This window comes from Nocardia sp. NPDC046763, assembly GCF_040645495.1.
Lineage (GTDB): Bacteria > Actinomycetota > Actinomycetes > Mycobacteriales > Mycobacteriaceae > Nocardia.
On sequence record NZ_JBEYYI010000001.1, the window covers coordinates 334,801 to 350,540 of the forward strand.

The 15,740-nt window shown below is 67.5% G+C and carries 14 protein-coding genes, 1 tRNA gene and 1 pseudogene; 6 read left to right on the forward strand and 10 right to left on the reverse strand.

What is annotated here, in order from left to right; all coding sequences use genetic code 11:
- Window positions 1-16: 16 nt before the first annotated feature.
- Window positions 17-1,198 carry an acyl-CoA dehydrogenase family protein gene (locus ABZ909_RS01585; protein WP_356995664.1) on the reverse strand — a complete coding sequence of 394 codons (1,182 nt, stop codon included), beginning with the start codon at window positions 1,196-1,198 and terminating at the stop codon, window positions 17-19.
- 605 nt (window positions 1,199-1,803) lie between these two features.
- Here ABZ909_RS01585 and ABZ909_RS01590 point away from each other — a divergent pair.
- The 4 genes and pseudogenes from ABZ909_RS01590 to ABZ909_RS01605 form a co-directional block, all read left to right on the forward strand.
- Complete coding sequence (locus tag ABZ909_RS01590; RefSeq protein ID WP_356995665.1) at window positions 1,804-2,835, forward strand: acyl-CoA dehydrogenase family protein; 1,032 nt, start codon at window positions 1,804-1,806, stop codon at window positions 2,833-2,835.
- Window positions 2,826-4,010, forward strand: a complete 1,185-nt coding sequence (locus ABZ909_RS01595; RefSeq protein WP_356995666.1) for an acyl-CoA dehydrogenase family protein — start codon at window positions 2,826-2,828, stop codon at window positions 4,008-4,010. The genes ABZ909_RS01590 and ABZ909_RS01595 overlap by 10 nt, the downstream gene beginning before the upstream one ends.
- Before the next feature lie 235 nt (window positions 4,011-4,245).
- Window positions 4,246-4,656, forward strand: coding sequence for a hypothetical protein (locus ABZ909_RS01600; RefSeq protein WP_356995667.1), 411 nt, complete (start codon window positions 4,246-4,248; stop codon window positions 4,654-4,656).
- 65 nt (window positions 4,657-4,721) lie between these two features.
- Window positions 4,722-4,889: pseudogene (locus tag ABZ909_RS01605) on the forward strand (site-specific integrase); the annotation flags it as partial.
- A 178-nt stretch (window positions 4,890-5,067) separates the two neighbouring features.
- Here ABZ909_RS01605 and ABZ909_RS01610 read toward each other — a convergent pair.
- The 4 genes from ABZ909_RS01610 to ABZ909_RS01625 form a co-directional block, all read right to left on the reverse strand.
- Window positions 5,068-5,141: transfer RNA gene (locus tag ABZ909_RS01610), tRNA-Leu, on the reverse strand.
- A gap of 58 nt (window positions 5,142-5,199) precedes the next feature.
- Complete coding sequence (locus ABZ909_RS01615) at window positions 5,200-6,045, reverse strand: universal stress protein (protein ID WP_356995668.1); 846 nt, start codon at window positions 6,043-6,045, stop codon at window positions 5,200-5,202.
- A gap of 285 nt (window positions 6,046-6,330) precedes the next feature.
- Window positions 6,331-7,188, reverse strand: a complete 858-nt coding sequence (locus ABZ909_RS01620; RefSeq protein ID WP_356995669.1) for an SDR family oxidoreductase — start codon at window positions 7,186-7,188, stop codon at window positions 6,331-6,333.
- Window positions 7,185-7,790 (reverse strand): TetR/AcrR family transcriptional regulator, encoded by a 606-nt coding sequence (locus tag ABZ909_RS01625; RefSeq protein ID WP_356995670.1) that lies wholly within the window; start codon window positions 7,788-7,790, stop codon window positions 7,185-7,187. Before ABZ909_RS01625 ends, ABZ909_RS01620 begins: the two co-directional genes overlap by 4 nt.
- Window positions 7,791-7,883: 93 nt before the next feature.
- Between ABZ909_RS01625 and ABZ909_RS01630 the strand changes: the two genes are divergently transcribed.
- Window positions 7,884-8,936, forward strand: a complete 1,053-nt coding sequence (locus ABZ909_RS01630) for an alpha/beta fold hydrolase (RefSeq protein ID WP_356995671.1) — start codon at window positions 7,884-7,886, stop codon at window positions 8,934-8,936.
- A 13-nt stretch (window positions 8,937-8,949) separates the two neighbouring features.
- Here the strand turns inward: ABZ909_RS01630 and ABZ909_RS01635 are convergent, their stop codons facing one another.
- Both ABZ909_RS01635 and ABZ909_RS01640 read right to left on the reverse strand, forming a co-directional pair.
- Window positions 8,950-9,438, reverse strand: a complete 489-nt coding sequence (locus tag ABZ909_RS01635) for a hypothetical protein (RefSeq protein ID WP_356995672.1) — start codon at window positions 9,436-9,438, stop codon at window positions 8,950-8,952.
- Entirely contained in the window at window positions 9,435-10,682 is a 1,248-nt protein-coding gene (locus ABZ909_RS01640; RefSeq protein WP_356995673.1) for a hypothetical protein, read from the reverse strand. The genes ABZ909_RS01635 and ABZ909_RS01640 overlap by 4 nt, the downstream gene beginning before the upstream one ends.
- 209 nt (window positions 10,683-10,891) lie before the next feature.
- Here ABZ909_RS01640 and ABZ909_RS01645 point away from each other — a divergent pair, with 209 nt between their 5' ends.
- Window positions 10,892-11,203, forward strand: a complete 312-nt coding sequence (locus tag ABZ909_RS01645) for a hypothetical protein (RefSeq protein WP_356995674.1) — start codon at window positions 10,892-10,894, stop codon at window positions 11,201-11,203.
- Window positions 11,204-11,305: 102 nt separating this feature from the next.
- On the opposite strand, the gene ABZ909_RS01650 is transcribed toward ABZ909_RS01645, so the two are convergent.
- The 3 genes from ABZ909_RS01650 to ABZ909_RS01660 all read right to left on the reverse strand — a co-directional run bounded on the left by ABZ909_RS01650 (window position 11,306) and on the right by ABZ909_RS01660 (window position 15,684).
- Complete coding sequence (locus ABZ909_RS01650) at window positions 11,306-13,135, reverse strand: APC family permease (RefSeq protein ID WP_356995901.1); 1,830 nt, start codon at window positions 13,133-13,135, stop codon at window positions 11,306-11,308.
- Between the two features lie 93 nt (window positions 13,136-13,228).
- On the reverse strand, window positions 13,229-14,590 hold the full coding sequence (locus tag ABZ909_RS01655; protein ID WP_356995675.1) for an NtaA/DmoA family FMN-dependent monooxygenase: 1,362 nt from the start codon (window positions 14,588-14,590) through the stop codon (window positions 13,229-13,231).
- Window positions 14,587-15,684 carry an LLM class flavin-dependent oxidoreductase gene (locus ABZ909_RS01660; RefSeq protein WP_356995676.1) on the reverse strand — a complete coding sequence of 366 codons (1,098 nt, stop codon included), beginning with the start codon at window positions 15,682-15,684 and terminating at the stop codon, window positions 14,587-14,589. Before ABZ909_RS01660 ends, ABZ909_RS01655 begins: the two co-directional genes overlap by 4 nt.
- Window positions 15,685-15,740 lie beyond the last annotated feature (56 nt).

The window sequence follows — 15,740 nt, forward strand, 5'->3', positions numbered from 1 at the left end:
CGGAATCCTCTGTGTTTCAGCGAGTGACGGGCAAACCGAGCGCGGTCTTGGCGATGATGTCGCGCTGCACCTCGTTCGTGCCGCCGCCGAAGGTCAGGATCAGCGACGACCGATGGAACCGCTCGATCCGGCCGCGCAGCAGCGCACCCGGCGAGTCCATGCGGACCACCGCAGAGCGGCCGAGCACCTCCATGAGCAATCGGTATGCCTCGGTGGCCAATTCGGTGCCGAACACCTTGGTGGCCGAGGCGTCGGCCGGACCGAGCTCCCCGGAGTCCGACGCCCACGCGATGCGCCAGTTCCGCAGCTTCAGATACTCGATATGGGCATGGACCCGGGCCAGGTGCAGTTGAACCCACTCGGCGTCGATCACGCGCGAGCCATCGGCGCGGGTGGTGTTCTCGGCCCATTCCCACACCTGCCGCAGTGATTCCTGCAGGGGCGCGGCCGATGTCAGCGCGACCCGCTCATGGTTGAGCTGGTTGGTGATGAGCGGCCAGCCCGAATTCAGCTCTCCGACAACATTGGACACGGGAACCCGAACATCGGCATAGTAGGTCGCGCTGGTGCCCGGTCCCGCCATCGTGTGAATTTTATTCCAGGAGAAGCCCTCCGCAGTGGTCGGGACGATGAGAATGGACAGGCCGCGATGGCGGGTTGCGTCCGGATCGGTGCGGGCTGCGAGCCAGATGTAGTCGGCGTACTCGATGAGGCTGGTCCATGCCTTCTCGCCGTTGATGACGTATTCGTCGCCGTCGCGCACGGCGCGCGTCCGCAACGAGGCCAGGTCGGTGCCGGCGTCGGGCTCGGAATACCCGATGGAGAAGTGCAATTCGCCCTTCGCGATACGAGGCAGGAAGAAGGCCCGCTGCTCGGGGGTGCCGAAGCGCATGATGGTCGGGCCGACCGTGTTGACCGTGAGGAACGGGAACGGGACTCCGGCCGCCGCGGCTTCGTCGTTGAAAATCAGCTGGTCCATGGTGGGCCGGTTCTGGCCACCGAATTCCTCCGGCCAGCCCAAGGTCAGCCAGCCGTCGCGGCCGAGAGACCGCACCACCTGCTTGTAGGCCTCGGGCGCACCGTATTCCCCACCGGGACCGGCCAGCGCCGCACGGATATCCGGAGTCATCAGATCGGCGAAGTAGGCGCGCAGTTGTTTCTGCAACTGCTGCTGCTCCTCGGTGAAATCGATATGCATCCTGATCCCTTGGTCTGCAACATATTCCAGTTCAAAACTAGAACACGTTCCTGTGGCCGATCAAGGCTCGGTGGTGGCAGGAACCTGCCAATTCGCAGTACCGGTCCGGTTGACGGGTCCGGGGTCGGTCAGCAAGCTACCCGTACGGGCGATACACCCTATCGGGGAGGACAACTCGAATCCGCTTCGGTTGCAGCCGAACTTCTACGGACCCAGCCGGTCGTTGATCACCGATCTACTGAGCGCAGGACGACAGGTGCGACTGCTGTATTCGCGCGACTATGTCGAAACCCGCGATCCCGCTGCCTTGATGGCCCTTTGCCCGGGCAGCTAGCAGGAAGATGCCGTCGCCGGGAACTCCGCCGACGATTTTTTGGCCACAACCTGCCAGCCGTGGGAAACAAGCCGAAGTCGTGTTTAACGTCGGGGCCATGGAAAGGACCGATCTCGGAAGTCGTGCCGGCAACCAGGATTCAGCGGGCACAGCACCGTCGACGGCGACACGGTCATGCGCATCGACCAGGTGATTCTCGCGGTGCGGCCGAAGCACCACATGGCATGAACCCGCAGCAGCTTGGCGATCGATCTCTCGAGAAGGCGAACAGATGGATTTCGGATTCGACGACACACAATCCGCGGTGCGTGAAGCCATGGACGGGATCCTCTCGCGCGGACCGGGTTCTGGCGAAGTGTGGCCCATGCTGCACGACAGTGGCCTGCTGGCACTCGCAATCCCGGAGGAGTACGGGGGCGCGGGGCTCGGGGCGGTGGAGGTCGGGATCGTCTCACGGGCACTCGGCGGAGCCGCGCTGACGAGCCCCTTTCTCGGCACCGCCATCGCGGGCCTGGTGGCGTCCCGGGCGGTGGTGGAGCCGCAGGTCTCCGACTGGTGCAAGGGTGTGATGGACGGCGACGTCACCGCTGTGTGTGTGCGAGCCGCGGGCGAGCGCGAGTTGCCCCGACTGGATGGCAAAAACCATCTGATCAGCGGCGTATTCGGGCCCGCGCAGCACAGCGGGGAGGCTCGTTGGCTGCTGGTGCCCACCACCGGTGGACCGGTGCTGGTCGACCTGGCGCAACCGGGTATCACCGCCGCAACCGTCGAAACCGCCTTGGCCACGGCGGAGCCGACGGCTCCGCCGGACGCTCAATTCACGCTGGATGCGGTGAAGGTGACGCCGCTGCTGTCCGGCACCGATGCCGTGGGTGTCTTCACCGATCTCTACCGCACGGTATTTCTTTCCTACGCAAGCGGATTGCTCCATGGTGCATTGCGGCTGACGGCGGACCATCTGGGCAGTCGCGAGCAGTTCGGTCGACCGCTGGCAACTTTCCAGGCGGCCTCACAGGAGATCGCGGACGTCTATGTGCTCGCGACCGCTCTGGAATCGATATCGCTGTACTGCGATTGGACACTCGACAGCGGTGGACGTCCGAGCGCGGACCTCGACGCGGGACTGTTCCTGTTTGCCGGTGAGGGCCGGGCGGCCATGCAGATGTGTCATCACCTGCACGGTGGGCTGGGAGTCGACACCACGTTCCCGATGCACCGGTACTTCTCATCGACCAAGGATGTCGTCCGCCATTGCGGTGGTGAGCGGCACAATCTCACGAGGCTGGCGACGCATTGTTCATAGATCTCACCCCCGACCAGAAGGCGCTTCAGAACGAAATCCGGTCCTATTTCTCCGCTCTCGTCAGCGAGGAGGACGCTTACGCCCTCTTGTTCGACCGCCACGGTCCGCTCGCACATCGGATCGTGCGGCAGCTCGGAGAGGACGGATGGCTGGGTGTCGGATGGCCGAAAGAGTTCGGCGGCAGAGGGTTCGGCCCGCTGGAACAACAGATCTTCGAGTCGGAAGCGGTGCGCTTCAGCATTCCACTGTCCTCGGTCACGCTCCAGACCGTCGGACCGACCCTGTTGCGATACGGCACCGAGGAACAGAAGCAGCGCTTTCTGCCCGGAATCCTACGCGGCGAGATCGAATTCGCCATCGGTTACACCGAACCCGACTCGGGCACCGACCTGTTTTCCCTGACCACCATCGCCCGCCAGCAGCCCGACGGCTCCTACCTGGTCAATGGGCAGAAGACGTACACCACCGGCGGACACACCGCCGACTACATATGGCTGGCCGCCCGCACCGGCACCCCCGAATCCCGCCACCGCGGCCTGTCGATACTCATCGTCGACACCACCGACCCGGGATTCACGTGCACGCCGATCATTTCCTTCGACGGCGCCCACCACACCAACGCCACCTACTACCAGGATGTGCGCGTCCCAGCCTCGATGCTGGTCGGCGAGGAAAACCAGGGCGTGAAGTACCTGATCTCACAACTGAATCACGAACGCGTGATGCTGTCACCGTCCGGCCGCATTGCGGCGATCTATGACTTGATCCACAAATGGGTTGTCGCACAACAATTGACCGACCGCCCCGACGTTCGAGAAGGACTCGCCGAAATCCAGTCCGTCCTACGCCTCAACACGATCCTGAACTGGAGAGTGGTGGCCTCTACCGGCCCCGACGGCCCCAGCCAAGCAGATGCAGCCGCCTCCAAGGTCTTCCACACCACCCGCGTCCAACGTATCGCTCGAATAGCCGAAGACATTCTCTACGCTTACGGCGACGCCACTGAGCCTCACACCGCCAAAACCCTTAAGGCCCTGGACATCCATGCCAAACGCAACGTGGTGATCACTTTCGGCGGCGGCGTCAACGAGGTGATGCGCGATATGGTTTCCGAGGTCGGCCTGGGCTTGCCGAAGGTCTCTCGCTCGCCGAGTATCGACAGCCGCGCGGGCTAGGCTGGAGATCGACTTCGCCGCCCCGGCACCGATGTGCGCGCCGAGGCCAGCCCGGATCCGGCTACCTCGGCGCGGCTGCTGCGGACCTCGAAGCGCAGGGCTCCGGCGTGGTCCAGACGATGGTGGACACGCCGTCGTTACGGGACAGAGCGACGTTACCCACCATCTGGCGAACACCGAGCTAAATTGCGCTGACACCACTCGCCCGAGTGCTCTCGACGATTGAGGAGGAACTATGCGCGTGCTCGGCATTGCCGCGGTGGTGGCCACCACGGCCCTGATGGCCGGATGCTCGTCGAACAGCAGCAGCAATTCCACTCCGTCGACCGTCACCCCCACACCGGCGAATCCTGCCCAGGTAAAGGACTGCCACTCGCAACCGCAGACCCGCCCGTCGGCCATCATCATCACCTGCGCCGACGGCAACCATTCCGTCTCCGATATCACCTGGAGCAGCTGGACCGACAGCTCCGCCCGCGGCACCGGTACCGAGCACCGCAACAATTGCCAACCGAGTTGCGCTGAAGGACACACAGTGTCGATGCCGGTGACGGTCGAGCTGACGACCCCGGTCAATGGCATCTTCACCCAGATGACCCTCGACTCCGGCAACGGCAAACCCGAGACCGAACCGCTTCACCGGTAGAGCATGTCCTGAACCGCAATCCGCTGGGGTGCAACGGCAATACTCAGGAACGGCCGGTCGGGTGTAGCGCAGTGACATTCAAAATCGTCGCCGAAAAATGGTTCGCCACCAAGCAATTCCGCAAGCCGAAAACCATCGCCGGATACCGATCCCTGCTCGATACCCCCGTCTTGCCGCGCTGGCGCGCGGTTCCCCTGCGAGACATCGAGTTCGAAGACATCCAGGAATGGATCGTCAAGACCGCGACCTTGACGCTCGACCTGTACGGGCATCTGTTCGCCGACGATCTCGACGCCGTCGCGACCGCAACGAATGCGGCTGCGGAGTCTGCTGCGGACATACTGCGGACACAGACCCGAGAAGATCATCCTGAAGACGCCGAGAAACCTGATCTACCAGCCGTTTCCTAAGTGCCCCCGGACGGGCTCGAACCGTCACTTGGCGGATTTTAAGTCCGCTGCCTCTGCCAATTGGGCTACGGGGGCATCTGGGTCAGACTACCGAGCCGTTCGGTCGTGCTGGTAGCAGGTATTTGGGGGAGGGTCAGGGGGTGGGGGCGATCATGATGGGGGTTTGGACGGAGAGCAGGAGGGATTGGCTGGTGGAGCCGAAGACCTTGCTGACGAAGCCACCTCGGCCTCGGGTGCCCACCACCAGAAGCTGGGTGCTGGAGGAGAGTTCGAGGAGGGAGCGTTCGGGGCTGTCGTGGGTGGTTTGGCGGTCTATGCGGACATTGGGGTAGCGCTCCTGCCAGCCGGCCAGGCTCTCGGCGAGGACGTAATCGTCGAGGGCGTCCATTTCGGGGTCGTCGGAGGCGCCTTCGGCGTGCAGGGCGATGACGGCCACGCCGCGGACCGAGGCTTCTTCGAGGGCCGCCGCGATGGCGGGCTCACTGATCTTGGTGCCGTCGACGCCGACCAGGATGGGGCGGGTGGGCAGGTCTGGGGGTAGGGGGACGCCGTCTCGGACCACGACGAACGGGCAATGGGAGCGGCGAGCGAGGACGGAGCTGACCGAGCCGAGCAGGGCGCGGCGCAGGGTGCCGCCGCCGCGGGCGCCGGCCACGACCATGCGGGCGTCATGGGTGCGTTCGAGGAGGGTGGGGACCACGGCGCCGGTGCCCAATTCGGTGGTGACCCTGAGGCCGGGGGAGATCTCGGCGGCTTCTCCGGCAGCGGTTTCCAGCAGCCAGTTGCCGTGTTCCTCGAGCCGGGAGTAGTCCTCGGTGGTGATCGCGGTGCCTAGGCCCAGACCCTGATCGGGGGTGATCTCGAGGACGCGCAGCAGGTGCAGGGGCGCGTGGTGCAGGGCGGCGGTGTGGGCGGCCCAGGCGACGGCCGATCCGGCCGATTCGTCCACGGCGACGATGACGGCTTCCCCTGTCGACATGCTGAGTCCTCTCCCATCGTGAATCACGCGGTGCGGCTGCGGGATAGCTGAGCGGTCGCTATCGACCCTACGCCGATCCGGGCCCGCCACGGCCGAGCGGCATCGCGATCCGGGTCACGGGAATTCCGGCCGGGCCCCGAACCGGCGGCGGAACACACCCGCGGCCCCGCCGAGGGGTGTACGGGACTCGGCGGGGCCGCGGGGCCGGGCTGTGAGCAGCCCATGCAGGCATCCTGGTACCTCAACTCACGTTGAGGTCAAGGGGCGCGCGCGGACCGCCGGGGCTCAGCGGAAGTGCACGAGTTTTTCGGTGAGGAAGTCATCCAGGGTGCGCGGCGCACGCCCCAGTATCCGGGCCACCCCGCCGGTGGGCCGCTCAGGGCGGGTCCGGGCCAGGAGCTGGATCTCGGTCACGTGGGCGGCCAGCCAATCGGGCAGATGCGCCTGCCGAATCAGGTTGTCGCGCAGTGCCTCCGGCGGTACATCGACATAGCGGATCGGACGGCCGAGCAAGCGGGACAGCCGCGCCGCGATCTCCGGATAGCCGAAGACCTCCGCGCCCGTGAGCGTGTGTACCTGCCCCTGGAGTTCGGGCCGGGTCAGCACCGCGGCCGCGACATCCCCGATGTCACGGCAGTCGACCCAGTTGCAGGCGGTGTCGCCCATCGCTCCGACGATGACGCCTTCCGCCAACCCGGGAGCCAGCGTCAGCAGCTTCTGCATGAATGCGTACGGCCGCAGAATCGTATGCGCGATACCGGACCCGCGCAGATGCTCCTCGATGGCCCAGTGCCAGCGCGAGATCGCGACCGGGGAATCCGGTTCGGCGGCGGGTGCGGACAGCTTCACGATGTGCTCCACACCGCAGCTCGCCGCCACATCGATGGCACGCGTCTCGAACTCGACCTGCCGCGGGCCGTTCACCATGGTGAGGAACAGTTGCGACGCTCCGTCGAACCCCGCGCGCAGCGATTCCGCGTCGGCGGCATCGGCGGCCCCGAACTTCACGCCGTCCACCTCGCCGAGCCGGTCTCGCAAGCGCCCGGGGTCCCGGCTCAAGGCCCGGCACGGCACCCCGAGTTCTCGAAGCCCTTGCAGCGCAGCGCCGCCGGTCTCTCCGGACGCTCCCATCACCGCGATCATTCCGATGTCCTTTCGCCTGTCGAAAGCAGCCCGTTCAGCACGAGGTCGACGATCCGCTCGGCGTAGTCGTCGGACAGCGGCTCCCGGGTGAGCAGTTTGCGGAAATGAATTGGCGCCGTCAGTATTTCGAGCACCAGCCAGGGGTCCGGAGCCGTCTCCAGCTCGCCTCGCTCGACGGCGCGATCGAGCATCACGCGGGCGCCGTCCAGGCGAACCCGCCAGAACTCCGCGCGGGATTCCGCGAGTTCCGGGTTGTCGCTCGCACTCGCCATGGCCCGCCCGAGCATCGTGCCGAGCGGCGAATCGACGATCGCCACCATGGATCGGTTGAACGCGATCAGGTCCGTGCGCAGTGATCCGGTGTCCGGGACGGGCAGGTTCTCCGCGCTGTGCTCCAGCATCGCGTCGAAGATCAGCCGCTCGCGGGTCTTCCAGCGCCGGTAGATCGAGCTCTCGTGCACGCCCGCCCGGGTGGCGACCGCGCCGATGCTCAGCTGGTCGAATCCATTGTCGGCCAGCATTTCCAAGGTCGCGTCCAGCACGGCCTGCCGGACGCGTGCGGAGCGGCCGCCTGTCCGGCGGCGAACTTCCGAATCGGTCACTCAGCAAGATTAACGCAAGGATCTTGCATTAGCACTCTTCGGGGGTCTAGGTTTCTAACGCAAGTATTCTTGCGTTAGTCGTAGGAGGATCGAATGGCGTTCCAATGGCAGATCGACCCGCAGGACCTTTTCGTCGAGCGATACCCGCAGATGGTGGGTACCGGCCTACCGCAGGCCGACGTCGACACCACGCGGGCGGCCATCACGGACATGTGGCCCGACGCCCCGGGTGGCTGGGTGCACGAATGGTCCACGCTGGCAAGGGGATACGCGGCCGACGGTCGGCACCGTCTCGCGGCGCTGGCCTACGGCTGGGCCAAATTCCCCACTCTGGCGGACGAGTCGAAGCGTGCGGCCCTGTCCGATCAGGTTGATCAATACCTGCTCGCCGCACCGGATTTCGGGCTCGAATTCACCCGGTTGACAGTTGAGGCTCCCTATCGCGGTATGCGGATCGACGTCCCGGCGCACCTGCTGACCCCGCCCGGCTGGTCGGTCGCCGACCCCGTCCTGCTGGCGTCCGGCGGCGTCGACTCCTGGAAGATCGACCTGCACTCGCTGTTCGCCGAGATGGCCCTGCGTACCGGAATGCGCGTGCTGGCCTTCGACATTCCGGGTACCGGCGAGACGCCCGTGCCCATGTCCGCCGACAGCGGCTATGGCGTGGTCCGCGCGATCATCGACCGCGCCCGCACCCTCGGCAACGGCCGGGTCGCGCATCTGGGCGTCTCCATGGGCGGCTGGTTCTCCGCCCGCTCCGGCCTGGCCGCCGAGGTGGACGCCGCCATTGTGCTGGGCGGCCCGATCGAGCGCGCCTTCGACCCCGACCGCACCTGGGCCTACGGCATGCGCGGAATCATCGGCAATGCCCTGGGTTTCGACGCCGAGCCCACCGATGTCGAGCTCGCGCAGCGCATGTCCCTGTTCACGCTCCGGCAGTGGCTGGACCGGGACTGGAACGCGTCCATGCTGGTGCTCAACGGCGCGGACGACGTGCACATCCCGGTCGCCGACACCCTGGTCTTCGAGGGTCGCCGCGACACCCAGGTGCATCTGCTCCCGGATACCGGGCACTGCGCGATCACCAAACTGCCGGAGGCGACCCGGATCATGGTCGATTGGCTGGTCTCCACCGCCGCCTGGTGACCGGGCGGGCGGCTCACGGCCGCTCGGCCCCCTCCGGCCACACCACCGTCACGGGCATGTTGCGCGCGCGTGCGGTCGCCACCACATCGGCGGTGCCGCCGAAACCGCGTGCGGGCAATCCGTCCCACACCGCCAGCAGCTCCCCGGCCTCGTCGAGCATGCGCAGGCTCCCCGCCTGGTGCGCCTCGGGATTGGATTCCTCCCGGTCCAGTTCGATGACCCGGTGGGCGGCGGCGAGGAGACGGTCGAACACCGGGTGATGGAAGGCGGGCAGGCTCGCGCGATACCGCCGGGCCGGGACGACCGCGATCAATACCCCGCCCGCATCCAGGATCGCCTGCGCGAACAGCGAATCCGGCCCATCCGCGAGGCAGCTCACCCCGACCGGCGGCGGGCCGCCGGGCCGGATGCGCAGCGCGACCTCCAGCCGCAGCGCCCGATCGACCAGGGCGAGCGTGGCCGCGGGCAGTCCGCGGTGCCCGGTGATGGCGACGCTAGTCATTGATCGTCTCGTCCGTAGAGGGTCGCGAGGGCGTCGTCGAGCGCCCTCGCCTCGACGGTACGCGCGGGCAGATCGGCGCGGAATGCCCTGGCCAGGCGGGTGATTCGCTCACTGTGATAGGTAAGCCCGACCAGCAGCGCCTCGGCCGCCAGTGCGCAGCCGGCCTCGATGTCGCCGCAGCGCGCCAGCACCTGGGCGTGCTCGACCTTGGCCAGCGCACGCGGCTTCTCGGCGGTCAACGCGGAGTCCGCGTTCTCGAAGGCGAGGTGTGCCGCGCGATTGTCGCCCAGCCGGGTCAGCGCGCTGGCCTGATACCGCGCCGCCTTGGGCCCGTCGAAGACGAACACCCACGGCCACTGCGGTTCACCGCGCTGCCTGTCCACCAGCCGCTCTGCCCGCCGCAACGCCCCCAGCGCGCCGACGCGATCTCCGGTCGCGGCGTAGGCGACGGCCAGCAGCGACGACATCCACGCCCCGGCGCTGTCGGGCGCCTCGCGCCCCAGCTGCGCGGCGGCTGTGCGCAACAGGGTCAAACCCGCTCGGGCATCGCCCATTTCGACGGCGTAGTGCCCGAGGCTGGCGGTCATGTACGAGACCAGCAGCGGATGATGCGTGCGCTCGGCATGGCGGATCGCCTCCACGTAGCGCCGCCGCGCCGCCGCGTCGTCACCGCGGTCGGCCGCCAACCACGCTGCCAGCCCGGCGATTTCGGACAGCGCCCGGAAGCCGCCCGAGGTGCGCAGCCGATCCCGCACCACGCCCGCAACGAGATTCAGGTGCGCGTCCACCACCGGCGCCAGCCGATCCGAGGGCACCGAGGACTCCATCCGCCGGTAGTTGGCGGTCGGTCCGGCCATGGTGTCGATGAGCTCCGATTCGGTCGGCGCGGAGTTCGACAGCACCACGTTCGTGGTCACCACGAGCGCGCTGGACAGGAATTGCTTGCGGTTCACGGTCTTGTCATCCGCCGCGATATGCGGCTTGCTGAAGCCGAGTTCGGCATCGGTCGCCACATTCAGGACCGCACGCAGTGCGGATCGGTAATGTCTTCTGGGCCACGTCGTTTCGCCTCGCTCCCACTTGCCGACGTGTCGTTCATCGACGGCCCCGCGCTTGCTGGTGGCCCGGAAGACGTGGTCGTTGACGGCGTCCGCCAACTCCCGGCGAGTCATCGATTGTCCCGGCGCTCCGGGTGATTCCATGCGCAGCCGAGCCTCGATGAGCAGCTCGTTCCGTCCGGTCACGGCATGCGGCCTCTCTGCTGGACCTGTCCCGAGAATAGGCTTTCCACAGATTTGCCGTGCCGCCATGACCCTCATTTGCCCCGTACTTTCCCCATCTCACGCCATCGATCAATCGCCTGCGGCGGATCAACGTTGAAGTCGGCACAGTCGCCGGCAGCGAAAACCCCTGAGAGATAGCCATGACGTCGGAACCCAGTGCGATCGGATGGTTGCGGAGCGACATATCCGGCGCACGTCTGCAATGGGATGAGGCCCGGATACGCGGATTGGCCCACCGGCTCGGCTACGACCTGCGCAGAACGGTGGTGTTCGGCCCGCGAACCGACCGGCCGGTGCAACGGCTCCGCATGCTGGTCTCACGGCTCGACCTGGAGGCCGTCATCGTGCCCAGCGTCGATCATTTCGAAGGAGGTTGCGTACCCGCCGATCTGGTGGCCGTCGCCGACATCATCACGGTGAACCCGGAGAACACCTACGCCCGCTATGCCACGGGGCAGGTCCCGGAACGCTACGAGGCGTAGCGAGTTCGGGCATAGCGGGCGATTCGCGTCCCGCCGCGAGGGGTGCGGGCAGCGAATCAATCAGCCCGGGGCCGGGATTTGGTCAGGCCGCCCGGGCCAGAATCAGTCGAGCCGCACGGCGAGCGTCGCCACCACGGCGTCGGTGCGGGCGCGCAGCGCGGCGGTCAGCACCGGCCCGCGCGGATTGTGCAGCAGCCGATGCCACCAGCGGCGCGTCTCGATCTGGGTGAGCAGCACCGTCACCTGACGGCCCTTCGCCGACTGCTTGCGGACGTAGCCGACCAGCGTGGCCACCAGGCTGCGGTTCGGGCTGGGCAGCACCATGAGCGGCACGCCGGGATTCCATTCCTTCCATTGCGCGCCCAGCTTTTTCGCGCTCGCGGGTTCGATGGCGACGGCTACCGCCACGACCTCGCCGCTCAGTCGCATGGCTGTAGTCAGAGCCTGCTCGGTGAGTGCGCTGACCGTCACCACCGGCACCACGATCAGGCTGGTCTCGGTATCCGGCGCCGGGCAGGGCGGAATCTTGCCCAGCCCCAGGAGTTTCGCCACCTGGGCGTAGTACTTCTCGGTGCGCGCGAACAGGATCAGCAGCGACGGAATGATGATCAGCAGCAGCCATGCGCCTTCGGTGAACTTCTCGACCAGCAGCACCACTCCGGCGATCGCGGTCAGCACCGCGCCGAAACCGTTGAGCAGGGCCCGCGGCAACCAGCCCGGGCCGCGGACGGCACGCCAGTGCCGCACCAAACCGAGCTGGCTGATGGTGAATCCGATGAACACGCCGATGGCGAATACCGGCAGCAGGCGGTTCGTGTCCGCCGAGACGATGATCAGCACCAGGGCGGCCAGCATCGCCAGCGCGGCCACGCCGTACCGGAATACCGGCCGCTCCGACCGCATGGCGAAGGCGTGCGCCACCCGGTGATCCTTGGCCAGCAGCGACAGCAGCACCGGCAGTCCGCCGAAGCTGGTGTTGGCGGCCAGCACCAGGACCAGGGTCACCGCGATATTGGTGAGGTAGAACATCCAGCCGGTGCCGAACGCCGCGGCCGAGAGCTGCGCCAGGATGGTCACGTCCCCACGCGGCACCATGTGGTACTGCCGGATGAGCAGCGCCAGCCCGACCAGCATGACGCCCAGCAGCATACCGAGCGCGATCTCGGTGTGCTGGGCGCGTTTCACCGCGGGGGTGCGGAAGGACGGCACCGCGTTCGCGATGGCCTCGACACCGGTCAGCGACGAGCAACCGGCCGAGAACGCCTTGAGTATCAACACGATTCCGACCGCCTCGACCGGCTCCACGGGGCCCAGGTCGTTGCCGATGACCGCGATCGGATCATGGTGCAGGAATCCCCCCGCGATCACCGCGAAGATGGCGAGGATGAAAACCAGGGTCGGCCCCATCAGCACTTTGGCCGATTCCGCGATGCCGATCAGGTTGAGCACCGTCAGCACCGCGAGCCCGGTCAGGGTGATGGCCAGCAGGTGACCCGCGAGCGCTGGGAAGGCGCTGGCCAGGCTGGCCGCACCGGCGGCCAGGCTCACCGCGACGGTCAGTACGTAGTCCACCACCAGGCTGGCCGCCGCCAGCAGGCTGGCCCCGCGCCCGAGGTCCTTCTTCGCGACCGCATAGGCCCCGCCGCCGTCCGGATGGACCGCGATGACCTGACCATACGACAGGACCAGCACCAGCAGCAGCGCCGTGATGGCCAGTGAGACGGGCAGCGTCCACGACACTGCCCCGATGCCGGCCGGAATGAGCGCGAGCACAATGGCTTCGGGGCCGTAGGCCACGCTCGACAGGGCGTCCAGCGACAGCGCCGCCAGGCCCCCCAGTGCCGTCAGCCGGTAAGCGTCACCGCGCTGGTCCCGCCGGACCCGCCGATCGGCGACCGGGGGTTGCGGGCTCGTGCTGTCCAGTGTCTCCACCACGGCCCTCATTGAACGCGCTGGTGTCCCGAACCGAGCGGTATGACACCGTTTCCGGCTGGGTTTTCGCCCGTAGCTGACATTTCGGGCGGGTCAGCGGCGGGTCAACGGCGGCCGGAGACCGAGGTGTTCGCGCAAGGTGACGCCGGTGTAGGCGGTCCGATACGAACCGCGTTCCTGGAGTTCGGGAATCAGCAGGTCCACGATCTCGTCCAGCCCGGCCGGAACCCGCCACGGAGTGATGTTGAAGCCGTGGCTCGCGCCGTGCCGCACCCAGCGGGTCAGCTCATCGGCGACCTGCCCCGGCGTCCCCGCGAAGCCGAAACGGGCCGTGGTCTCGACGGCCACCTGCCGCAGCGTCAGCCCCTTCGACTCGGCCAGCGCCCGCCACTGCGCCACGATCGTTCCGCGGTCCTGCCCGTCCCGCTGCGCGCCGCGGGTGGACGAAATCACCGACGGCGCCGGATCTTCCGCGGGCAGCGGGCCATCCGGATCCAGGTGCGACAGATCCCGTCCCCACACCTGCCCCGCCAGCGAGAGCGCCGTCGCACCGGTGATCTGCTGCTCCAGCACCCAGCGCCGCTTCTCCTCGACCTCGGCGGCGGTCTCGGCCAGCACGATCTGGGTGCCGGGCAGAATCCGGATATCGTCGGCGGGCCGCCCCGCCGCGACGAGCCGGGCACGAATATCGTTCGCGAACTCCAGGGCCGGATCGAACTCGGTTCCGAAGGGGGAGAAGATGACCTCCGCCTGCGCGGCCGCGAAATCGCGTCCGGCGAGGGAGGCGCCCGCCTGGAAGATCACCGGATGACCTTGCGGACTACGCGGCACCGTCGGGGCGATCGCGACCTTGAATTGCGCGCTGTCGCGTTCGACCACGCGGACCGCACCGGGGTGCGACCAGCTCTCGTCGTGGCGGGTCGAGGCAATGGGATCGCCGGACCAGGCATCCCAGATCTCCCGTGCCAGGCTCAGGAATTCGGCGGCGCGCTCGTAGCGCTGCGTGTGATCCAGGAATCCGCCGCGTCGGAAATTCTCACCGGTCCAGGCATTGTCGGTGGTCACCACATTCCACCCCCCGCGCCCGCCCGACAGCACATCCAGGCTCGCCAGCCGGCGCGCCAGATCGGCGGGCTCGTTGTAGGTGGCATTCTGCGTGGCCACCAGGCCGATTCGCGTGGTGATTCCCGCCAGCGCCGCCAATTGCGTGATGGCGTCGGGCCGTCCCGCGATATCGGTGTCCAGCAGCTGCCCGTCCTGTTCGCGCAGGCGCAGGCCCTCACCCAGGAAGAAGGCATCGAACAGGCCGCGCTCGGCGGCGGTGGCGACCCGGCGGAAGGTCTCGAAGTCGATCTGCGATCCGCTGCTCGGATCCGCCCAGATGGTGTGGTGATTGACGCCCTGGAAGAAGACCCCGAAATGCACCTGGGCGTCGGGAAAGGGGACCTCGATCATCGGGCGAGCTCCTTGACGTAGCGGTTGGCGGGGCGGGCCAGGCCCAGATTCGCGCGCAGCGTCGAACCTGGGACCGGGCGATGAGCGAGACCCGCGCGCAGCAGGGCGGGGATGACGTAGCGGGCGAGGACGGGAAGGTCCTCGTCGATGACGGCCGGGTGCAGGCGGACACCGTCGGCGATCGGGTCCAGTTCGGTGAGCAGGGCGGTCAGCGCGGCGTGCGTGCCCGAAAAGACCAGTCGCCCAGCGGATCCGGGGTCAGCGTGGCCGTCCAGGCAGGTGCGGCGTTCCGCAGCCGTCGCGGCCGGGGTGTCCAGGGTGACGTTGATATCCACGAGTACGCGTGAAACCCCTCCCACCCGTGCGTTTTCGATCGCCTCGTGGACCTCGGGCAGCGTGGTTCCGCTCACCAGTGCCACGTCGATGCCCTCGGTTCCCGCTGCGCCGTAACCGAATACGACGACCTGTCCCTGCGGCGGGCGGGGCACGATGGCCGGGCCCTTCACCGAGAAGGTCTCGCCGATGAAATCGATGTAGTGCAGCTTGTCGCGGTCCAGGAACTTCCCGGCCGCGTAGTCGCGGATGACGGCGTCGTCCTCCCACGAATCCCACAGTCGCCGTGCGACTTCGACGGCGTCGATGCGCTCGCGCCGGATCGCGTCCGGCGTCTCTCGTGCGGTGGCTCCCCAGGCCCGGGCCGCGCCCGGCTCGTCGACGACCAGCCAGCCGGCCCGGCCACGCGAGGCATAGTCCAGCGAGGCCAGCTGCGACGACAGGTGGAACGGCTCCGCGTAGGTCGCCGCCGACACCGGGACCAGGCCGAGGGTGCTGGTGGTGGCCGCGACGAAGGCCGCGCGGGTGGTGGCATCGAGCCGCCCGCCCGGACCGGGGCCGGGGTTCAGGGCATCGTCGAAGGTCGCGAACGTGAAGCCCGCGTTCTCCGCCGCTTGAACCCGGGTGCGCACGGTCTGTGGATGCAATGGACGGTCTGGTTCGTGTCCGGCTCGATGCCACGCGGCGGGGTGGTGACCCTCCCCGTCGAGTTCGATTCCCAACGCGAACAGGCCCGTTCGATACTCGCTCTCGCTCGCCATGGGTTGGACGATTGTCGAACCGTGTCCGTCCGGCCACGGTTGCCGTCACGGTGATC

Excerpts from the sequence above, each read along its gene's own strand:
- ABZ909_RS01635 (WP_356995672.1), bottom strand. The coding sequence starts at position 9,438 with ATGACTAGCGTCGCCATCACCGGGCACCGCGGACTGCCCGCGGCCACG.
- ABZ909_RS01630 (WP_356995671.1), top strand. The coding sequence starts at position 7,884 with ATGGCGTTCCAATGGCAGATCGACCCGCAGGACCTTTTCGTCGAGCGA.
- ABZ909_RS01655 (WP_356995675.1), bottom strand. The coding sequence starts at position 14,590 with ATGATCGAGGTCCCCTTTCCCGACGCCCAGGTGCATTTCGGGGTCTTC.
- ABZ909_RS01590 (WP_356995665.1), top strand. The coding sequence starts at position 1,804 with ATGGATTTCGGATTCGACGACACACAATCCGCGGTGCGTGAAGCCATG.
- ABZ909_RS01660 (WP_356995676.1), bottom strand. The coding sequence starts at position 15,684 with ATGGCGAGCGAGAGCGAGTATCGAACGGGCCTGTTCGCGTTGGGAATC.
- ABZ909_RS01620 (WP_356995669.1), bottom strand. The coding sequence starts at position 7,188 with ATGATCGCGGTGATGGGAGCGTCCGGAGAGACCGGCGGCGCTGCGCTG.
- ABZ909_RS01585 (WP_356995664.1), bottom strand. The coding sequence starts at position 1,198 with ATGCATATCGATTTCACCGAGGAGCAGCAGCAGTTGCAGAAACAACTG.
- ABZ909_RS01615 (WP_356995668.1), bottom strand. The coding sequence starts at position 6,045 with ATGTCGACAGGGGAAGCCGTCATCGTCGCCGTGGACGAATCGGCCGGA.
- ABZ909_RS01600 (WP_356995667.1), top strand. The coding sequence starts at position 4,246 with ATGCGCGTGCTCGGCATTGCCGCGGTGGTGGCCACCACGGCCCTGATG.